At 66.4% G+C, this 15,035-nt stretch carries 16 protein-coding genes; 2 read left to right on the forward strand and 14 right to left on the reverse strand.

The features are described from left to right. Positions 1–11: 11 nt before the first annotated feature. From BN3789_RS09780 to BN3789_RS09800, 5 genes are all read right to left on the reverse strand, one after another. The gene (locus BN3789_RS09780; RefSeq protein WP_066833691.1) at positions 12–1,466 is read right to left on the reverse strand and encodes a S10 family peptidase; all 1,455 of its coding nucleotides are present in this window, start codon (positions 1,464–1,466) and stop codon (positions 12–14) included. A gap of 54 nt (positions 1,467–1,520) precedes the next feature. Beyond that, a complete protein-coding gene (locus BN3789_RS09785; RefSeq protein ID WP_147569679.1) occupies positions 1,521–1,841 on the reverse strand; it encodes a hypothetical protein in 321 nt (106 codons plus the stop codon). After that, positions 1,834–2,667, reverse strand: a complete 834-nt coding sequence (locus BN3789_RS09790; RefSeq protein ID WP_066833698.1) for a class I SAM-dependent methyltransferase — start codon at positions 2,665–2,667, stop codon at positions 1,834–1,836. The genes BN3789_RS09785 and BN3789_RS09790 overlap by 8 nt, the downstream gene beginning before the upstream one ends. A 512-nt stretch (positions 2,668–3,179) precedes the next feature. Further along, positions 3,180–4,448: an MFS transporter gene (locus BN3789_RS09795; RefSeq protein ID WP_066833701.1), complete on the reverse strand. Its 1,269-nt coding sequence runs from the start codon at positions 4,446–4,448 to the stop codon at positions 3,180–3,182. Positions 4,449–4,484: 36 nt separating this feature from the next. Further along, the gene (locus tag BN3789_RS09800; protein ID WP_066833705.1) at positions 4,485–4,871 is read right to left on the reverse strand and encodes an MmcQ/YjbR family DNA-binding protein; all 387 of its coding nucleotides are present in this window, start codon (positions 4,869–4,871) and stop codon (positions 4,485–4,487) included. 67 nt (positions 4,872–4,938) lie between these two features. Between BN3789_RS09800 and BN3789_RS09805 the strand changes: the two genes are divergently transcribed. Continuing rightward, entirely contained in the window at positions 4,939–5,451 is a 513-nt protein-coding gene (locus BN3789_RS09805) for a nitroreductase family protein (protein ID WP_066833708.1), read from the forward strand. Between the two features lie 97 nt (positions 5,452–5,548). On the opposite strand, the gene BN3789_RS09810 is transcribed toward BN3789_RS09805, so the two are convergent. From BN3789_RS09810 to BN3789_RS09835, 6 genes are all read right to left on the reverse strand, one after another. Continuing rightward, positions 5,549–6,400 carry a hypothetical protein gene (locus tag BN3789_RS09810; RefSeq protein WP_066833711.1) on the reverse strand — a complete coding sequence of 284 codons (852 nt, stop codon included), beginning with the start codon at positions 6,398–6,400 and terminating at the stop codon, positions 5,549–5,551. A 218-nt stretch (positions 6,401–6,618) separates the two neighbouring features. Continuing rightward, a complete protein-coding gene (locus BN3789_RS09815; RefSeq protein ID WP_187119139.1) occupies positions 6,619–8,040 on the reverse strand; it encodes an MFS transporter in 1,422 nt (473 codons plus the stop codon). Next, on the reverse strand, positions 8,033–8,665 hold the full coding sequence (locus tag BN3789_RS09820) for a TetR/AcrR family transcriptional regulator (protein ID WP_161939004.1): 633 nt from the start codon (positions 8,663–8,665) through the stop codon (positions 8,033–8,035). The genes BN3789_RS09815 and BN3789_RS09820 overlap by 8 nt, the downstream gene beginning before the upstream one ends. Before the next feature lie 177 nt (positions 8,666–8,842). Next, positions 8,843–9,943 carry an AI-2E family transporter gene (locus BN3789_RS09825; RefSeq protein ID WP_066833718.1) on the reverse strand — a complete coding sequence of 367 codons (1,101 nt, stop codon included), beginning with the start codon at positions 9,941–9,943 and terminating at the stop codon, positions 8,843–8,845. Between the two features lie 118 nt (positions 9,944–10,061). Further along, positions 10,062–10,391 (reverse strand): hypothetical protein, encoded by a 330-nt coding sequence (locus BN3789_RS09830; protein WP_066833721.1) that lies wholly within the window; start codon positions 10,389–10,391, stop codon positions 10,062–10,064. A 3-nt stretch (positions 10,392–10,394) separates the two neighbouring features. Further along, complete coding sequence (locus tag BN3789_RS09835) at positions 10,395–10,856, reverse strand: helix-turn-helix transcriptional regulator (protein ID WP_066833724.1); 462 nt, start codon at positions 10,854–10,856, stop codon at positions 10,395–10,397. A gap of 150 nt (positions 10,857–11,006) precedes the next feature. Between BN3789_RS09835 and BN3789_RS09840 the strand changes: the two genes are divergently transcribed. After that, positions 11,007–11,465: a GNAT family N-acetyltransferase gene (locus BN3789_RS09840; RefSeq protein ID WP_066833728.1), complete on the forward strand. Its 459-nt coding sequence runs from the start codon at positions 11,007–11,009 to the stop codon at positions 11,463–11,465. Between the two features lie 271 nt (positions 11,466–11,736). On the opposite strand, the gene BN3789_RS09845 is transcribed toward BN3789_RS09840, so the two are convergent. From BN3789_RS09845 to BN3789_RS09855, 3 genes are all read right to left on the reverse strand, one after another. After that, positions 11,737–12,648, reverse strand: coding sequence for a sensor histidine kinase (locus BN3789_RS09845; protein WP_066833731.1), 912 nt, complete (start codon positions 12,646–12,648; stop codon positions 11,737–11,739). Between the two features lie 386 nt (positions 12,649–13,034). Then, a complete protein-coding gene (locus BN3789_RS09850; protein WP_066833734.1) occupies positions 13,035–13,913 on the reverse strand; it encodes an ABC transporter permease in 879 nt (292 codons plus the stop codon). Between the two features lie 80 nt (positions 13,914–13,993). Further along, positions 13,994–14,992, reverse strand: a complete 999-nt coding sequence (locus tag BN3789_RS09855; RefSeq protein WP_066833738.1) for an ABC transporter ATP-binding protein — start codon at positions 14,990–14,992, stop codon at positions 13,994–13,996. Positions 14,993–15,035: the final 43 nt, after the last annotated feature.

A 15,035-nucleotide genomic window follows, 5' to 3' on the forward strand; every position in this document is an offset into this window, starting at 1 on the left:
CGCGCCTTTGGTCAGCGGTAGAACGCGGACAGGTCGCGACCCAGCTCGACAAGCGTCGGCTCGTCGACATAGGCCATGTGGCCGGCACTGTAGAGCTTGAGCTCCACGCGGCGTTTAAGATCCTCCGGCAAAAACAGGTTCGAGATGTCGTGCGCGGCGTTCCACCAGGGCGTCGCCGCGTCGTAGCGCCCTCCGAGAACCGCCACCCGCATCGTGGGGTTGTGCTTGAGCGCGGCCGCGATGTCGTATGCCACGTTGGGCGCCGCGGCCCTCATGCCGCTGCCGGGCACCTCGTGCGAGCGGTCCCAGGTGATGCCGATCTTCATGAAGTTGCTCAGCGGGTACTCGGGCGCGCCGGCAAAGCCGATCTGCTGCAGGTGCCGGCGGAACGCCGCGTTCCAGGCGGGCTCGATGGCGTCCGAGGAGGCGTCGCCCGCGATCGGCGAGCTGACCTCGATCGACGTGCAGGGCGCATGGGTCGTGAAGCGCGTGTCGAACCGCCCGGTGACAAGCCCCTCGTCCGCCAAAAGCGAGCTTCGAAACGTCGTCAGATCGATGCGCAGGTTGTTGCGCTCGATAAGCTCGGCGGGAAGACCGATGATCTCGGACAGCTCGCGCGCCGAGCTCGCCTTCTCCGCGGGCGTCATGCGGTCGCCGCGCAAGAGCATCGGGGCGTAGGTGCGCTCGGCGAAGTCCATGGCCCCGTCGAACCACGCCGCCTCGTCGGTCCCCGCTCCGGCGCGACCGAAATGGCGCGCGGTCGTCGCATAGACCGGCAGCAGACCCACATATCCCAGAAGCGACCCGGGCATCTTCTGCGCCCAATCGAACACCGACGACAGCATGATGACGCCCGTAACCGGGACGAACCGCTCGGAGAGCAGGCGCATGAGCACCGCGTTGCGCATCGTTCCGTACGACTCGCCGAACAGATAGACCGGCGACCCCCAGCGGTTGTTCCGGGTCAGCCACGACACGATCGCGCGGGCGAACGTGTCGGCGTCCCCATCGACGCTCCACATGTCCTGCGGGTCCGTCCCCTCGGCGACGACCGAGTAGCCCGTGCCGAGCGCATCGAGGAACACCAGGTCGCTGACGCGCAGCAGCGTCGCAGGGTTGTCCTCCATGCGCGCGGGCGCCACCACGTGTCTCAAGCCGTCGGTCGCCACGCGCTTGGGCCCGATGCCGCCGACGTTGATGGGCACCGACGCACTGCCCGGGCCGCCGTTGTAGCAGAAGGTGACCGGGCGTGCAGACGCGCGGGCGTCCGGCGCGGCGACATAGGACAGGGCGAACATCTTGCCCAGGAGCTTGCCCGTATCGGTGCGCACGTCGATGTGACCCGCCGACGCGACGTACTCGATGCGCTCGCCCGCGCACTCCCACGCCATGGTCGCGCAGGCGGGCTCGGGCACCGGAAGCCTGCCCTCTTCCGCATCCATCTCGTATACCAGCTGATTGCTCATCTGTCTGCCTCCCTTGCCTGCAAACGGCGGGTCGACCCCGCCCTGCAGCCGTTCCTATTGCCGGGCGCGGACCCGCTCGCCCTCAATCCGGACGTCGCCGTACGGCGTGCGCACCGTGCCCGTCACCCGATTGCCATCAAAGCGGGCGTCGCAGGTGAAGGGCACCGTCTGGAGCAGCATCGAGAGCCTGCCCGAAAGGGGGACCACCGTCGATGGTCCCTCCCGGCGCGGCGCCCCGCACACAAGGGGGTACCGTTTGCCCAACGCCGCCAACGTGCCGCTCACCCGACCGTCCCCGGAGCACGCCACCGAAAGCGTTCCCGTCTTCCTGCCGAGCGGCGTGTCGAGCGTCGCCCGGTAGGTGCCGTCAACCATGGTATCCCCCACGGGCCACATCGCCCGGCTTCTCCGCAAGCGTCGCCCAGAACGACGGGATGCCGAGCTCGTGCAGACGACCCGATCCGTTCGTGTCCTCGTACAGGTCGAGCAGGCGGAAGCCGGCCTGGATCTGACCGCGGATCTGCTCGTCCATCGTATGGGAGAACTGCACGCCCCACTCGGGAAGCTCGTCTTCCGAGATGAGCGACGGGTCGAGCAGCGGGTTGTACGGCAGGCCGCGGACGATGCGCTCCTCGTCGTCATCGACCACGTAGTTGAAGCCGTTGTCGAGGCCCGCGAGGAGCCTTCCGCCCGGCGCCAGCACGCGGAAGCATTCGCGCCAGATAGGCAGCACGTCCTCGACGTAGCAGTTGGACACCGGAAGGAAGATGAGGTCGAACTCCCCGTCGTCAAACGGCAGGGGGCGCGTCATGTCGGCGCGCACGACGCGGATCTCGTAGCCCTCGCGCTCGGCCACCAGGCGCTCGGAGGCCACCTGGCGCTCCGAGTAATCGAGCACCGTGCACACGGCGCCCATCGCGGCGAACAGCGGCATCTGCTGGCCTCCGCCCGCCGCCAGGCCGAGCACGCGCCTGCCCCGCATGTCGGCGAAGAACCAGTCGCGGGGCACCATGCGTACGGGCGTGAGCACCATGGACCAATCCCCCTCGAGCGCGGCCAGATACCGCTCGTGCGAGATCGGCGTGCCCCACTCCCAGCCGTCGGCGATCCACTGGTCGATGATCCGAGCGTTCAGGTCGGTGTACGATTCCCCTGCGCAGGCGTCTTGCGCCCCGCACCCGCCATGGCGTTGCAGTCCCATTGCGCCTCCTTTTCTCGGTGCGTCATGCGCGTCATGACCACACGCCATTATGCACCAAGGAGGCCTTACCTTTTGCGCGGAGGACGAGACGAGGGGCGCGGACCGGGGACCGCCTCTTGCGGGATTCCGCCTCCCGCCTGTCCCGCAGAGCAGCCCCGTTGACTGTACGCTATGGGAACACCGCCCCGTCCACTGTATGCTATGGGAACGTTTTTCGCCCGAAAGCGTTCCTGTGGCGTACCGTCAACGGGGCGGTGTTCCCATAGCGTACAGTCAACCGCCCTGCCGACCCGGCCCGCAGCGCTCGAGGCCCTTTTCAGAGTTTCTCTGGGGCGCATATCATCGAACATGTCACCACGTTTACCTGCGCTTTCTCTAAAGACAGGGTCAGCGAACCCCGCTTCTCGAGCTCGCGGGAACGCATGGACGCGCATTATGGCTCGATTATTGATACCAAATTGAGCAACGATCCGGCTTGAACCTCATATGCGGAGGCTCAAATCCCGTATCTGTCAATCAGCGGCCCTCTCGCTGTCCGTCTCGATGGTGCGGATACTCGGAATCGCCCATGTTGCCAGCGCAAGAAGGAGCATGGCGGCACCGGCACCCGCAAACCACAGCGTCGCGCCGACCCCATCGGCAAACAGACTCGACACGGCAAGGCCTATCGGCAGGGCCCATGACATGATCGCGCCGTACAGGCCAAACACGCGACCCAGATACTCGGGTGGGACCTTCTCCTGCATGAGCGCGGTCTGCGGACCGGAGTAAAACGGCGAGCTCACGCCCATAAGGAAGCTCATGGCCAAAAAGGTGACATATCCGTTTGGGCCGAGCAACCCTGCCACAAGCGTGGCGGCGCCATAGAGCGCCGTCGCCGCAACAACCGTAAGCGCGCGATTTTTAAAGCCTCCCGTTGAGGCGAGAAGGGCGGACCCGGCGATCATGCCCACCGAGAAGACGATCTCCGCCGTCGCGGCATCGGTCGTCGTCCCTCCGAAGTGGTCGATCGTCATGAGCGGAAACAGCGCCGATATGGGCGAGAACACGAGCGTGAACACGAAGCCGCACCACAGGAGCGCAAACAGGCCGCGATAGGCGCGCAGCACCCGGTAGCCGGCAGCGGTCTCTCGCAGCAGGGCGCGCACGCGCGAGGAGATGCCGACGGGCCCCGCCGCCTTCGCCTCGCCGGCCGCCTGGGCGCCGCCGACATCGAGCCGCGCGACCATGACCGCGACCGTCGCCAGAAGCGCGCCGAGCACATCGAGCGCGATCATGGCCGTAAGGCCCCACAGGGGGTAGATGACCGCCGCGATGGCCGTGCCCATGATGTAGCCGCCCGACTGCACCGCCTGCGACACGCCCGCCAGTCGCGTCAGGTGCTCGGGCGGCGCCACGAGCGGCGTCAGGGTCTGAAACGCCGGCGCGTGGAACGCGCTGCCGATCGCGCGGAAGAACAAGGCGACGATGACCACCCACACCGGCAGCGCGCCCGTCGCCGACACGGCGGCGACCAGGGCGCTCACCGCGGCGATAAACAGATCGGCCCCGATGAGCACGCGCTTGATGGGCATGTGGTCGACGATGACGCCGGCAAAGGTCCCGAACGCGGCGAGCGGCAAGAACCCGGCGAGCGAGGCGAGCGACAGCATGCTCGCCGAATTCGTCGAGAGCGTGATGTGCCAGATGAAGCCCATCTGCAGGATGGAACTCGTGAGCACCGAGATCAGCTCGCCGCCCCATACGCAGGCGAGCTTCACCTGCCACGAACGTTTCGCCATGGCCCCTCCCTCATCGGTCCGTTCAGGCAAACGCACCTATTGTTGCATGATTTCCCGCTGGACCCTTCGGGGCAGCTTGGCGAACACGAGGTCGAAGCTCGCGTCGCACAGCTCGAGCACCAGATCCTCCGGCACGCCCGTATCATCCAGGTCGATCGAGATCCATGTCCTGCCGTCGGAGTAGTACCCGGGCAGGACCGCCGCGGGAAACTCCGCGCGGAGCTCGACGATGCGCTCAGGATCGCACTTGAGCGACAGAAGGTGCCGGCCGGCATACGGATCCTTTGCGGTCGGCGCCGCCGTGAACTCGCAGGCGAACTGCTTGCCACCCACCCAGTACACCATCCAGCCCCACGAGGGGTGCAGCGCCCGCGTCGCACCCGGATGCGCCAGCAGCCGAGTCTCGATGGCCGTCACGTCCATAGCGCCCTCCTTGTGGGAAAATGGGGACAGGCACTATTTTCTCACAGTTCGAAGGGATGCGATCGACATGGAATTCACCGACGTCGTGAAGAATCGCTATTCATGCAAGCAGTTTGACGGCAGGCAGGTCGAACCCGAGCATCTCCAGGCGATCCTCGAGGCGGGCCGCGTCGCCCCCACCGCCAAGAACCTGCAGGAGCAGCGCATCTACGTCCTGCAGAAAGAGGCGGACCTCGCCGCGATCGACGAGCTGACGCGGTGCCGGTACGGCGCGCCCACCGTGCTTCTCGTCGCCTTCGATGCCCACAACGTGTTCACCTATCCAGGAGGGGCGCGGGATTCGGGCATCGAGGACGCGACCATCGTGGCGACCCACATGATGCTCGCCGCCTACAACGCAGGCGTGGACAGCTGCTGGATCAACCTGATCGATCCCGACGCCGTGCGCAAGCGCTTCGACCTGCCCGAAAACGAAGAGGTCCTCATGCTGCTCGACCTCGGGTATGCGGCTGAGGGCGCAGGCCCCCTTGCCAACCACGACAGCCGCAAGCCTCTCGCGGACACTGTGGTGTACCGCTAGCACCCACCTAGCGTGATGCTTTTAGGGACAGTCCCCTTTTTACCGGCGGTGGAGCGTCGCTCCACCTCCGGTAAAAAGGGGACTGTCCCTAAAAGCATCACGTCCGGTAGCGCACCTCCGAGCGGCCCCGCTCCGCCAGGCGCGCCGTCGCCGTCAGGGCAAGCCACAGCCCCATCACGACCATGGCCAGGCATACCAGGCCTCCGACCGTGCCCTCGACGAGGTTGCGCGACACGCGCACCGGCAACCCCTCCCAGTCGACACGCGAGAGTACCACGGTCTGCAGCGCGAATATCGAGATGATCGCGCTTGCGAGGTTGAACACGCGCACGCCCTTGACCGACAGGGTCTCCTCGCGACGCGCGCGCACGAGATTGACGAGCGCGACCGTGACCAGCACGAACGCGTAGGCCGCATAGATATACATGAGCGCGCCCGGGTAGGTGCCGCCAAACCCCTGGAGCACGATGCGCGCGACCGTCCCGGACATGACGAGCACGGCGAGCGCCAGCGCCGTTCCCGCCCGCCTGCATCGGCGCAGCGAGTCGACGCTCTCGACCCTGCGATCGAGCGTCACGCTCATGAGCGCGCCCGACGCGAGGTAGGACTTGCCCGCGTTGAGCCCCGCGATCACGATGCCGACCGACAGGACCCACACCGACTGCGCCAGCAGCCCCATCACGACGTTTACGAGCGCGAACGCGACATGGACGACGCCGACGACGAGTCCCGTCGCCATGGCGCGCGCCTGCCGGTTCTCTATTAGCGGGTCCGGCACCACGGCGCGGACCACGGTGCCCACGCGGGAGACGCGACGGACCACGATGGCCTCGCCCGGCGTCGTGTCCGGGGCGCCCGCCAGAAAGCGAAGCAGGCGGACGACGGCGCGCCTGACGCGCGTGCGGGTGCGGACGCGCACGCGGCTGTTCGTCTCGACGATGACCCGCATGCCGCACCCCCTCGCCCGCGCGCCCCTGCATCTGCCCTGGATGGGTTTTGGGGACGGGTTCATTCCAACCCATTCGCCCTGCATCCATCATAGCGGGAGATGCCGCAAGACCGCAGGCGCAGGCGCCGGAATCGCCCGCAGATGGCATGTCCCGGCAAGGCAGCCCCGGGACCGCACGGCACAAAGCGACGCCGGCCGACCGCGTTTGCGGCGGGCCGCTACGCGCGCCTGCGGTCGATCACGAGCGTGCGCACGAGCGAGCACGCGAGCGCGATCAGGACGAGCGCGGAAAGCAGGTGGAACACCGTCGCCAAGCCGTGCATGAACAGCTCGGGCCGCCCCTCCACGAAGCTCGTGACGCGATAGCCCGCCTCCGCGCTCATGCTGCCGTACAGCACGCCCGTGGAGATGGTGATGCCGAGCGACTGGCCGAGGTAGCGCATCAGGTTGCCGAGCGACCCCACGAACCCGAGCATCTCGGGCGCGGCATGGCCCATGATGAGCGAGTTATTGGGCGACTGGAACATGGCGCTGCCGAGCGAGGTGAACATGAGCATGGGGACGATGGCCGTAATCGGCGTGTCGAGCGCCAGGCACGACAGCCCGAACAGGCCCGCCGAGAAGACGGCCTGTCCGGCGATCGTCGGCTTGATGCAGCCGATCTTGTCGGACAGCGCGCCCGACAGCGTTCCGATCGTGGCGTTCACCAGCGGGTAGCACGCCATGACGAGGCCCGCCACGCCCGGATCGAGCCCGAGCGCACTCTGCAGGTAGAACGGCATGATGATCGTCACGCCGGAAAGGCCCAAAAACACAAGGACCATGGCGACGAGGTCGATATCGAAGCTGACGTTTCTGAACACCTCGAGGCGCACGAGCGGCTCGGGCACTCGGCGCTCCACCGCGACGAAGAGGGCCAAAAGCACAAGACCGACCGCAAGCAGGCCGAACTCGAACGGGCCCGCCGCGGTCTCCATGAGCGTAATGGCCACGAACACGAGCAGGATCGAGGGGATGATGAGCAGCATGCCGGGCACGTCGAGCGACCGCTTCTCGGTCGGGCGGCGATTCGGCAGGGCGATGAGGCCGATCACGAACGAGATGATGCCGATCGGGATGTTGATGACGAAGATCGACTCCCACGGGAACATCGACACGAGCATGCCGCCAACGGTCGGGCCCGCCATCGCGCCCAGCGCGGTGAACGTCGCCACGAGGCCCAGCGCGCGTCCACGGCTTTCGGCGAACAGCTCCGTGATGATGCCCTGGTTGTTTGCGAGGCTGCACGCCACGCCGAGCGCCTGTACGCCGCGCGCGATGACGAGCACCGGCAGCGTGGAGGACAGCGCGCACAGCCCCGACCCCACCGTGAACAGGACGACGCCGATCTGGAACACACGCACCTTGCCCACGATGTCGCCCAGGCGGCCGAACACGAGCAGAAACGCACACGTGATGACGAGAAACGCGCTCGCCACGAGCTGGACCTCGGTCGCCTCGACGCCGAGCTCCGCCTGCATCGTCGGCAGCGCCACGTTCACGATGGTGCCGTCGAGTACCTCCATGAACGTCATGCACAGAATCGCGAACAGCGCCCACCCGCGATGCGCGGTGCCGTCCCTCGCTCCAGTCCTATTCATCGCCATCAACCCTTTCGTCGCATGATCCCGACCTGCCGTACAGCGCATCGAGCGTCGCATCGATCAGCGCGTCGACCGTGCGCTCGAGCGCCGCGGGCGCGAACTCGTCGCGCGCCAGCAGCGTGAGGGCGCAGACGCGCTGCAGCGACGCCGCGAGCTCCGCATCCGGCTCGCCTCCCGCGGCGCGCACCGCATCGGCGACGCTCGCGAGCATGCCGCCCGCGAGCTCGGGCCCCATGCTCACATCGCCGGGCAGCGCGCGGCGGATCTTGCGGAAGTCGGCGTCATCGACGCATCGAAAGATCGCGCGGTCGCTGTGCCACGCGGCGCGCATCCACGCATCGAGCTCGTCGCGTCCGGGCGCGCCGCCCGAGCGCTTCGCCCGGACGGTCATGTCATGGAGCTCCTCCATGAGCGCGCGCCGGTTCTCGGCGACCATCTCTGCCACGAACTCGCTTTTGGACTTGAAGAACCCGTAGAACGTCCCGGGCGCGATGCCCGCCTCGCGCGCGACGTCCTCGACGCGCGTTGCGCGGTAGCCCCGCTCGAGCAGGCAGCGCCATCCCGCGTCGAGCATGGTGCGGCGCAGCGCCTCGCGCTCCTCGTCAGTAAAAATCGCCGGCATCTCGATCCCTTCGATACGGCTTCCATCGTGCATCATGGTACCCACACCCGATGTCTTTAACTGAATATTCATTTTATTTCTTCAGTTTCTGCGCGGTTCAAGAGCCGCCGTGCGACCCCTTACGCGCACACGGCGGCTTTGCCTCGAACGGCCCTATGCGGCACGGCGACCTTGCCCCTATCGCTCCAAGCCGTAGACGTCGTTTTTGAGCAGGCGATACACGCACGCCGCGAGCGGTACACCCACGAACATGCCGACGATGCCGAACGCACCGCCGCCGACCGTGACCGCCGCGAGCACCCAGATGCCCGGCAGCTGGATGGACGAGCCCACGACATGCGGGTAGATGAGGTCACCCTCAAGCTGCTGCAGCACCACGATGAAGATGAGGAAGATGAGCGCCTGGACAGGCGACACCATGAGGATGAGAAACGCGCCCACCGCCCCGGAGAGGAACGCGCCGATGATGGGGATGAGTGCCGTGAACGCGGTGAGCGCCCCAATCATAAGCGCATAGGGCAGGCCAAGCAGGAACATGCCGAGGGCGCACAGCACACCCAACACGACGGCCTCGGTGCACTGCCCGACAAGAAAACGGTGGAAGCAATCGTCTGCGATACCCAGGACATAGCGGACACGCACGAGTGTGGAGGCAGGAAGATAACGCTCCATCAACAGGTCGCGCTGACGGGCAAGCGCCCTCTTGTTGAGCAGGATGAACAGCGCGAAGATGAACGCGAGCACAAACGTCGCCGTACCGGAGACCACGCCCGACACCGCTCCGACCACGCCGGACATGACCGTGGTCGCAAGGCTGCTCGCGTGCGATTGCCAATCGAGGGCGCCGAGCGACTCCGTGACGCTTTCCACAACAGCGGGCGTGATGAGGTTGCTCTCCTCGAGCCATGAAAACAGGGCCTGCAAGGCGACCGGCAGCTCGTCGATAAGCAGGCGTACGCAGTCGATAAGCTGCGGCACCACAAGGCGCAGCACGATGGCGACGACCGCGACAAGCGTGAGCAGCGCCGCCACGAGCGAAAGGCCCGGGCGGACGCGCGCGACGACGCGGTTACTGCTTTTCGGCAGCATATGCCGCTCGTAAAAGCTCATGAGGATGTTCAGCGGGTAGGCGAGCACAGCGCCATACACAAGCGGCGCCACCGCCTGCAGAATAAGCTCGATAAAACCGGCAATGTTCGGCCAATAGTAGATAGCGAGATACACCGAAAAGGCCGCGATGGCGAGAGCGACGACGGTGCGGATGCTCGGTTGGTTCACAGGGTCCTCCCGACCAGACGGTTGCGTTTCCCCCATGATACCCACTGACAGGTTGGAACCTCATCCGAACGTCCCGACCGCAAGGCGCGCATATCTCCCCGCGGGCATCTCGCACCCGTCACTCCTCGATGGCGCGAATGCTTTCCAAGCGGACGGCCACAAGCTGAGTGCCGCCCTGCTTTCCGGCGCGTTCCACCAGCGCCCACTCGTCGTCCACATCCGTAAGCGTACCGGAGAGCTCTGCCGTCCCGACCGCCGCGTTCAGGTCGTCGAGCACGAGCTTGACGAGGCTCCCGCGGCGCCGCTCGAGCTGCCCGCGCAGCCCGCGGTCGCGGTCGCCGTCGTGCGCGACAATCCTCCGCAGGTCCCTCTTCGTCGGCATCCAGACGAACAGCGCGATGACGAACCCGAACGTGAGTATGCTGATCACCTGGTAGAACGCGTCCATCCCCTACGCCTCCGTCCCCGTCGCGATGCCCTCGATATCTCGGATGTCAATCAGCCGCACCACGCGCTCCCGCTCGACCTTGGGCGAGCCCAGCCGCGAGCGCTTCACCGTGCAGGCGACGCGCATCCATCCGTCCGAGATGTCGAGCACCTCCGCGTCCTCGAGCACGCCGCCGTCGCCGGCGCACGCGATCAGAGCCGTCTTCCCGATGAACGCGCGCAGCACGTGCAGGTCGCGCGCGCGGCGGTCGCGCCCCGTGCTCACCACGTCGACCTCATCGCTCACAAGGTCGTCGATCGTCACGCCGTAGAGCCGGGCTAGCTCTGCGGCCTTGTCGAGCGCAGGCGAACCCTGCCCGAGCTCCCAGTTGGATACGGTCTGCCGGCTCACGCCGATGGCGGCGGCGACCTCTTGCTGGCTCTTCCCGGAGCGGCGCCGCAGCGCCGCGAGCTTGTCGGAAATCATGGGCGACCTCCCGTCGTTCGGATCATCCCCATTTTCCCGCGACGGGCGCCTCCAGGCGAGCAAATCCGCTTGGCAATCCCGCCAATCCGCTTGCGCCGTGCGACAATGGGTGCCGCAGCCCATGTCCCCAAAAACGCGTATGGAGCCCCTATGATCAGATCCCTCTCCCCCGCCGACCTCGATACCGTCATGAGCCTGTGGCTCGATGGCAACGAGCAGGCGCATCCCTTCGTGCCCGACGGCTACTGGCGCGCCGCATACGAAGGGGTCCAACGCGAGCTGCCGCATGCCGACGTGCTGGTCCATGTCGACCCGGAATCTGGCGCCGTCGACGGGTTCATCGGCCTGACCGGCGACTACGTGGCGGGCCTCTTCGTTCGCGCCGACGCCCAGTCGCACGGGATCGGCAAGGCGCTGCTCGACGAGGCGAAGCGCCGCCGCCGAGCGCTCACGCTCCACGTCTACCGCGACAATCCGCGCGCCGTCGCGTTCTACCTGCGCGAAGGGTTCACCGTGCGCAGCGAGGGCACCGACGGGGAGACCGGCGCGGCGGAGTACGAGATGGCGTGGGACGCAGACGGCAGCCGGCCTGGTTTTCGCCATGTATAAACCTTCAGCAAAGCAGCAGGTAGCGGAAATCCACGTGCATAATAACCCGTTCGAAGCAAAACCCACCGAGGAGGTAGGCTGAGTTTGTCATTGTTTTTCGGTGCCCGCACCCCACAGGCGCCATACCCCTCGGCAAAGCCGCAGGATTCAACTGGGCAAATGCTGAAGGGTGCGGCGCATGTGGAGGATCCGCACCGAAAAACAATGACAAACTCGGTATGCACGTTTTTCGCCCCCGCAGGGGTGGTCGAGAGCGATCGACCCCACTTCGCTACGCACCGCCCAGCGTGTGCATGGCGAGCGTGACCGCCAACACGTCGCCCGCAAGCGATGCGGAGATCTCCATGTCCATGGCGCGCGCCAGATTCGCCGCGACCGACAGGCCGAGGCCGCTCCCCTTGGCACCGCGCGACGAATCCGCCTGGTAGAACCGGTCGAACAACCGGTCGGCATCGATAGCCGCCGGGTCCGAGACGGCATTCGCGATGCTCAGGACCACGCGATCGCCCTCGCGACGCTCCTCAATCGTAGGCGCCGCCATCCCGTGGCGCAGCGCGTTCACCACCAGATTCGTCAAGATGCGCGAAAGCGCCTCCCGATCCGCCTCGACCGTGACGGCCGCGTCGCCAAACGTGACGGCCGGCTCCCAGCCGCGCTCCTCGAAGGCGGGGTACTGCCCCAGCAGCACCTCTTCCACAAAGGGCTTGAGCGCCACCGGCTCCATCTTGAGCACAAGGTCGGGATCGGTCGACTTCGTATAGGCGAACAGCTGGTCGAGCAGCTCGGTCGTGGTGTCGATGCGGCTCGCAGCCGCCTCCAGATGCCGGGCGCGCGCCGCCGGGTCCTCCTCGTCGCATGCGAGCTGCAAATAGCCTTTCGCCCCCATGAGCGGCGTGCGGATGTCATGCGACAGCGCCGACAGGTCGCGCTGGAACTCTTGCTGACGGCGCATCGCCTCGACATGCGCCTGAGCGCTGCGGTCGAGCTCCGCGTTGATGGCGTCGGCAAGATCGGTGACACCGGGCGCGCCGCCCGCCGCCACGCGCACGTTGCTCTCCCCCTCGCACCCGCGCAGGAAACGTGCGATGCGGTGCATCTCACCGAGATAGCGCACGCTCGCCAGCACCAAGCCCATGCCAAGGCCGAGCACGAGCAGCAGCAGGGAGATATTCTCCGTCTCCATGGCATCCCCTTTCCCGTGGGTCCCGCCTCCTCGGGCGAGCGCCCGTTCCAGCTTACTTGAACGGCGGTGCGCAGGAGAGGCCGTTGCCCGCAAAACAGCCAGCGGACCGCTTTCGAAAGCTCAGTGGAGGCTCCGGCCCCAAGAATTGCCGAAAAATCGACGTTGTAGACGGCTCGTTTCCGGATGCCCCGAGAAACGCACTTCCCGCACAGGAGCTACCTGCGGAAACGCCGGCGCCGCAGGTGCCGTTTTGGGCAGGTCCGGATTTGGGCCGTCTACAACGTCGATTTTTCGGCAATTATGCCGCTCGCAGCCTCCACTGGACCCCGATCCACAGGTGTCCGCCACGGGGGCGGGCGCCTGCAGAATGAATTGGTCGGGTTTTCCTAGATATCGCGCTTGCGAGCGATGGCGAGCACGGCCGCGCTGGCGATGGCGATCCAGATGACGCCCGTGAGCAGCGCTTGGATACCCGGGTCGATGGTGAACGCCAGCGACGAAGGGCCCCAGATGTCGGCAGCCCGCATCCCGAACATCTGACCGCCGTCGGCCAGGTTCCCCAGCGACGTGGAGGGCATCCACGCGACAAGCGTCTCGAGAGCGGGGCGAATGGGCTGCAGCACGCGCAGGATGCCGCCTGTGGAATACGCCAGTCCGCTCACCAGGCTCGCAACCACCCCGAGGCTGAAGCAGAACGAGCAGATGTAGCTCATGGGGCTGACGCGCGTGGCATACGCGACGACGAGCGAGATCACCGCGAGCGCCCAGATGTTGATCCAGAATCCGACGAACCATCCCAGCAGCTCAACCGGGCTGTCAAACGTCGCGAACGTGTATCCGCCGATCCATGCGACCGCGGTGACGAGCACGATCTCGAGCAGCACCATGATGGCGGACAGCACGCCGGCGAACACCACCTTGCCGCCGAAGTACGAAAGCCTGCCGCCGCGAGCGCTCAGCACGCTGCGTGCGTAGTTGTTTTTGAGCTCCTGCAGCGCATGTTCGACCACCATGAAGCAGACGCAGAGCGGGACGATGCCGCCGCCCATGCTCGCAAGATACGCGGAGTACGAGGGGAAATCGGAATTGACCGGGTTTACTGTCCCCGGCGCGAGCGATTCGAAGAGCGAGCTCCTGACGAAGATCGTCATCGCCACGGTCATGGCGTACACGACGAGAAGTGACAGCCCGTACTGCCAGAAGCTGCCGCGCAGGCCGCGGACGCGCGTAATGCGGTAGAGGTCGGATTTGATGAGGTTCAGCATGGTTCTACCTTCCTTTGCGACGGGAGAACAGAGACGGAACGATTTCGAGCAGAAAGTCGATCAGGCAATCCAGCATCGCGCTACCCCCTGTTCCCTGCGGTCGTCCCGCCGTCCATAAGCTCGACGAAGTAGTCCTCGATGTCGCGCTCGAGCACCGTGAGCTCGAGCACCACCTGATCGGCGTCGTGCAGAACGCACGACACGTCCTCCACCGAGGGCGCGCCCGACGCAGCCGGGTCGCTCGACGCCCCGCCGAACGAAGAGGCCGCCGAGCGCGCGCCGCCAGCGATCACGATCGACTGGTCGGGATCCACGCGGAAGGTCGCGCCCGGCAGACGCTCCTCCAGAATCGCGAGCGCCCGCGCCGGATCCGCCGTCTTCACGCGGACCGAGCTGCCGCAGGCCGCATGCAGCTCCTCGTCGGTGAACTCGCGCACCATGTGACCGCCCGCGATGACACCGAACCGGGTGCACACGCGCATGAGCTGGTCGAGCACGTGGCTCGAGATCACGATCGTCACGCCGCGCTCCTGGTTGAGCCGCACAAGCGCCCGTCGCAGGTCGCGCGTCGTCTCCGGGTCCATGCCGTTGAACGGCTCGTCGAGCAGCAGCAGGTCGGGCGAGCCCACAAGCGCGAGCGCGAGCCCCAGCCGCTGCTTCATGCCCTGCGAGAACTTCTTCGCCTTGCGCGGGCCGACTCCCTCGAGCCCCACGAGCTGCAGCAGGTCGTCCACCTGCTCGTGCGGGCGGACGACGCCCATGGCGAGCGCCTTCATCATCATGTTCTCCGTCGCGGAGAAGTTCGGCAGCACGCCGGGCTCCTCGATCAGGGCGCCGATGCGCGAAGGCGCTCCCGAGAAGCTCCCCGCCACGCGCGAGCGATCCTCGCCGAACAGCGCGAGCTGTCCGGCACTCGGCGCGGCAAGCCCGGCGATCATCTTCATCGTCGTCGACTTGCCCGCGCCGTTTTTGCCCACGAAGCCGTAGATGTCCCCCGCGGCCACATGCATATCCAGGCGGTCGACCGCGAACATCTTCCCGTAGCGCTTGGTGAGACCACGGATATCGATCACATTCATGGTTGCTCCTATCTCGTGCATCCTGCGGCAGCGGGCGTCTGCG

Origin of the sequence: Collinsella ihumii (assembly GCF_900046475.1) — a bacterium.
Taxonomy (GTDB): domain Bacteria; phylum Actinomycetota; class Coriobacteriia; order Coriobacteriales; family Coriobacteriaceae; genus Collinsella; species Collinsella ihumii.

Bases quoted from the DNA above. Each gene is read 5' to 3' on its own strand.
- BN3789_RS09780 (WP_066833691.1), bottom strand. From the start codon at position 1,466: ATGAGCAATCAGCTGGTATACGAGATGGATGCGGAAGAGGGCAGGCTT.
- BN3789_RS09785 (WP_147569679.1), bottom strand. From the start codon at position 1,841: ATGGTTGACGGCACCTACCGGGCGACGCTCGACACGCCGCTCGGCAGG.
- BN3789_RS09790 (WP_066833698.1), bottom strand. From the start codon at position 2,667: ATGGGACTGCAACGCCATGGCGGGTGCGGGGCGCAAGACGCCTGCGCA.
- BN3789_RS09795 (WP_066833701.1), bottom strand. From the start codon at position 4,448: ATGGCGAAACGTTCGTGGCAGGTGAAGCTCGCCTGCGTATGGGGCGGC.
- BN3789_RS09800 (WP_066833705.1), bottom strand. From the start codon at position 4,871: ATGGACGTGACGGCCATCGAGACTCGGCTGCTGGCGCATCCGGGTGCG.
- BN3789_RS09805 (WP_066833708.1), top strand. From the start codon at position 4,939: ATGGAATTCACCGACGTCGTGAAGAATCGCTATTCATGCAAGCAGTTT.
- BN3789_RS09810 (WP_066833711.1), bottom strand. From the start codon at position 6,400: ATGCGGGTCATCGTCGAGACGAACAGCCGCGTGCGCGTCCGCACCCGC.
- BN3789_RS09815 (WP_187119139.1), bottom strand. From the start codon at position 8,040: ATGAATAGGACTGGAGCGAGGGACGGCACCGCGCATCGCGGGTGGGCG.
- BN3789_RS09820 (WP_161939004.1), bottom strand. From the start codon at position 8,665: ATGCCGGCGATTTTTACTGACGAGGAGCGCGAGGCGCTGCGCCGCACC.
- BN3789_RS09830 (WP_066833721.1), bottom strand. From the start codon at position 10,391: ATGGACGCGTTCTACCAGGTGATCAGCATACTCACGTTCGGGTTCGTC.
- BN3789_RS09835 (WP_066833724.1), bottom strand. From the start codon at position 10,856: ATGATTTCCGACAAGCTCGCGGCGCTGCGGCGCCGCTCCGGGAAGAGC.
- BN3789_RS09840 (WP_066833728.1), top strand. From the start codon at position 11,007: ATGATCAGATCCCTCTCCCCCGCCGACCTCGATACCGTCATGAGCCTG.
- BN3789_RS09845 (WP_066833731.1), bottom strand. From the start codon at position 12,648: ATGGAGACGGAGAATATCTCCCTGCTGCTGCTCGTGCTCGGCCTTGGC.
- BN3789_RS09850 (WP_066833734.1), bottom strand. From the start codon at position 13,913: ATGCTGAACCTCATCAAATCCGACCTCTACCGCATTACGCGCGTCCGC.
- BN3789_RS09855 (WP_066833738.1), bottom strand. From the start codon at position 14,992: ATGAATGTGATCGATATCCGTGGTCTCACCAAGCGCTACGGGAAGATG.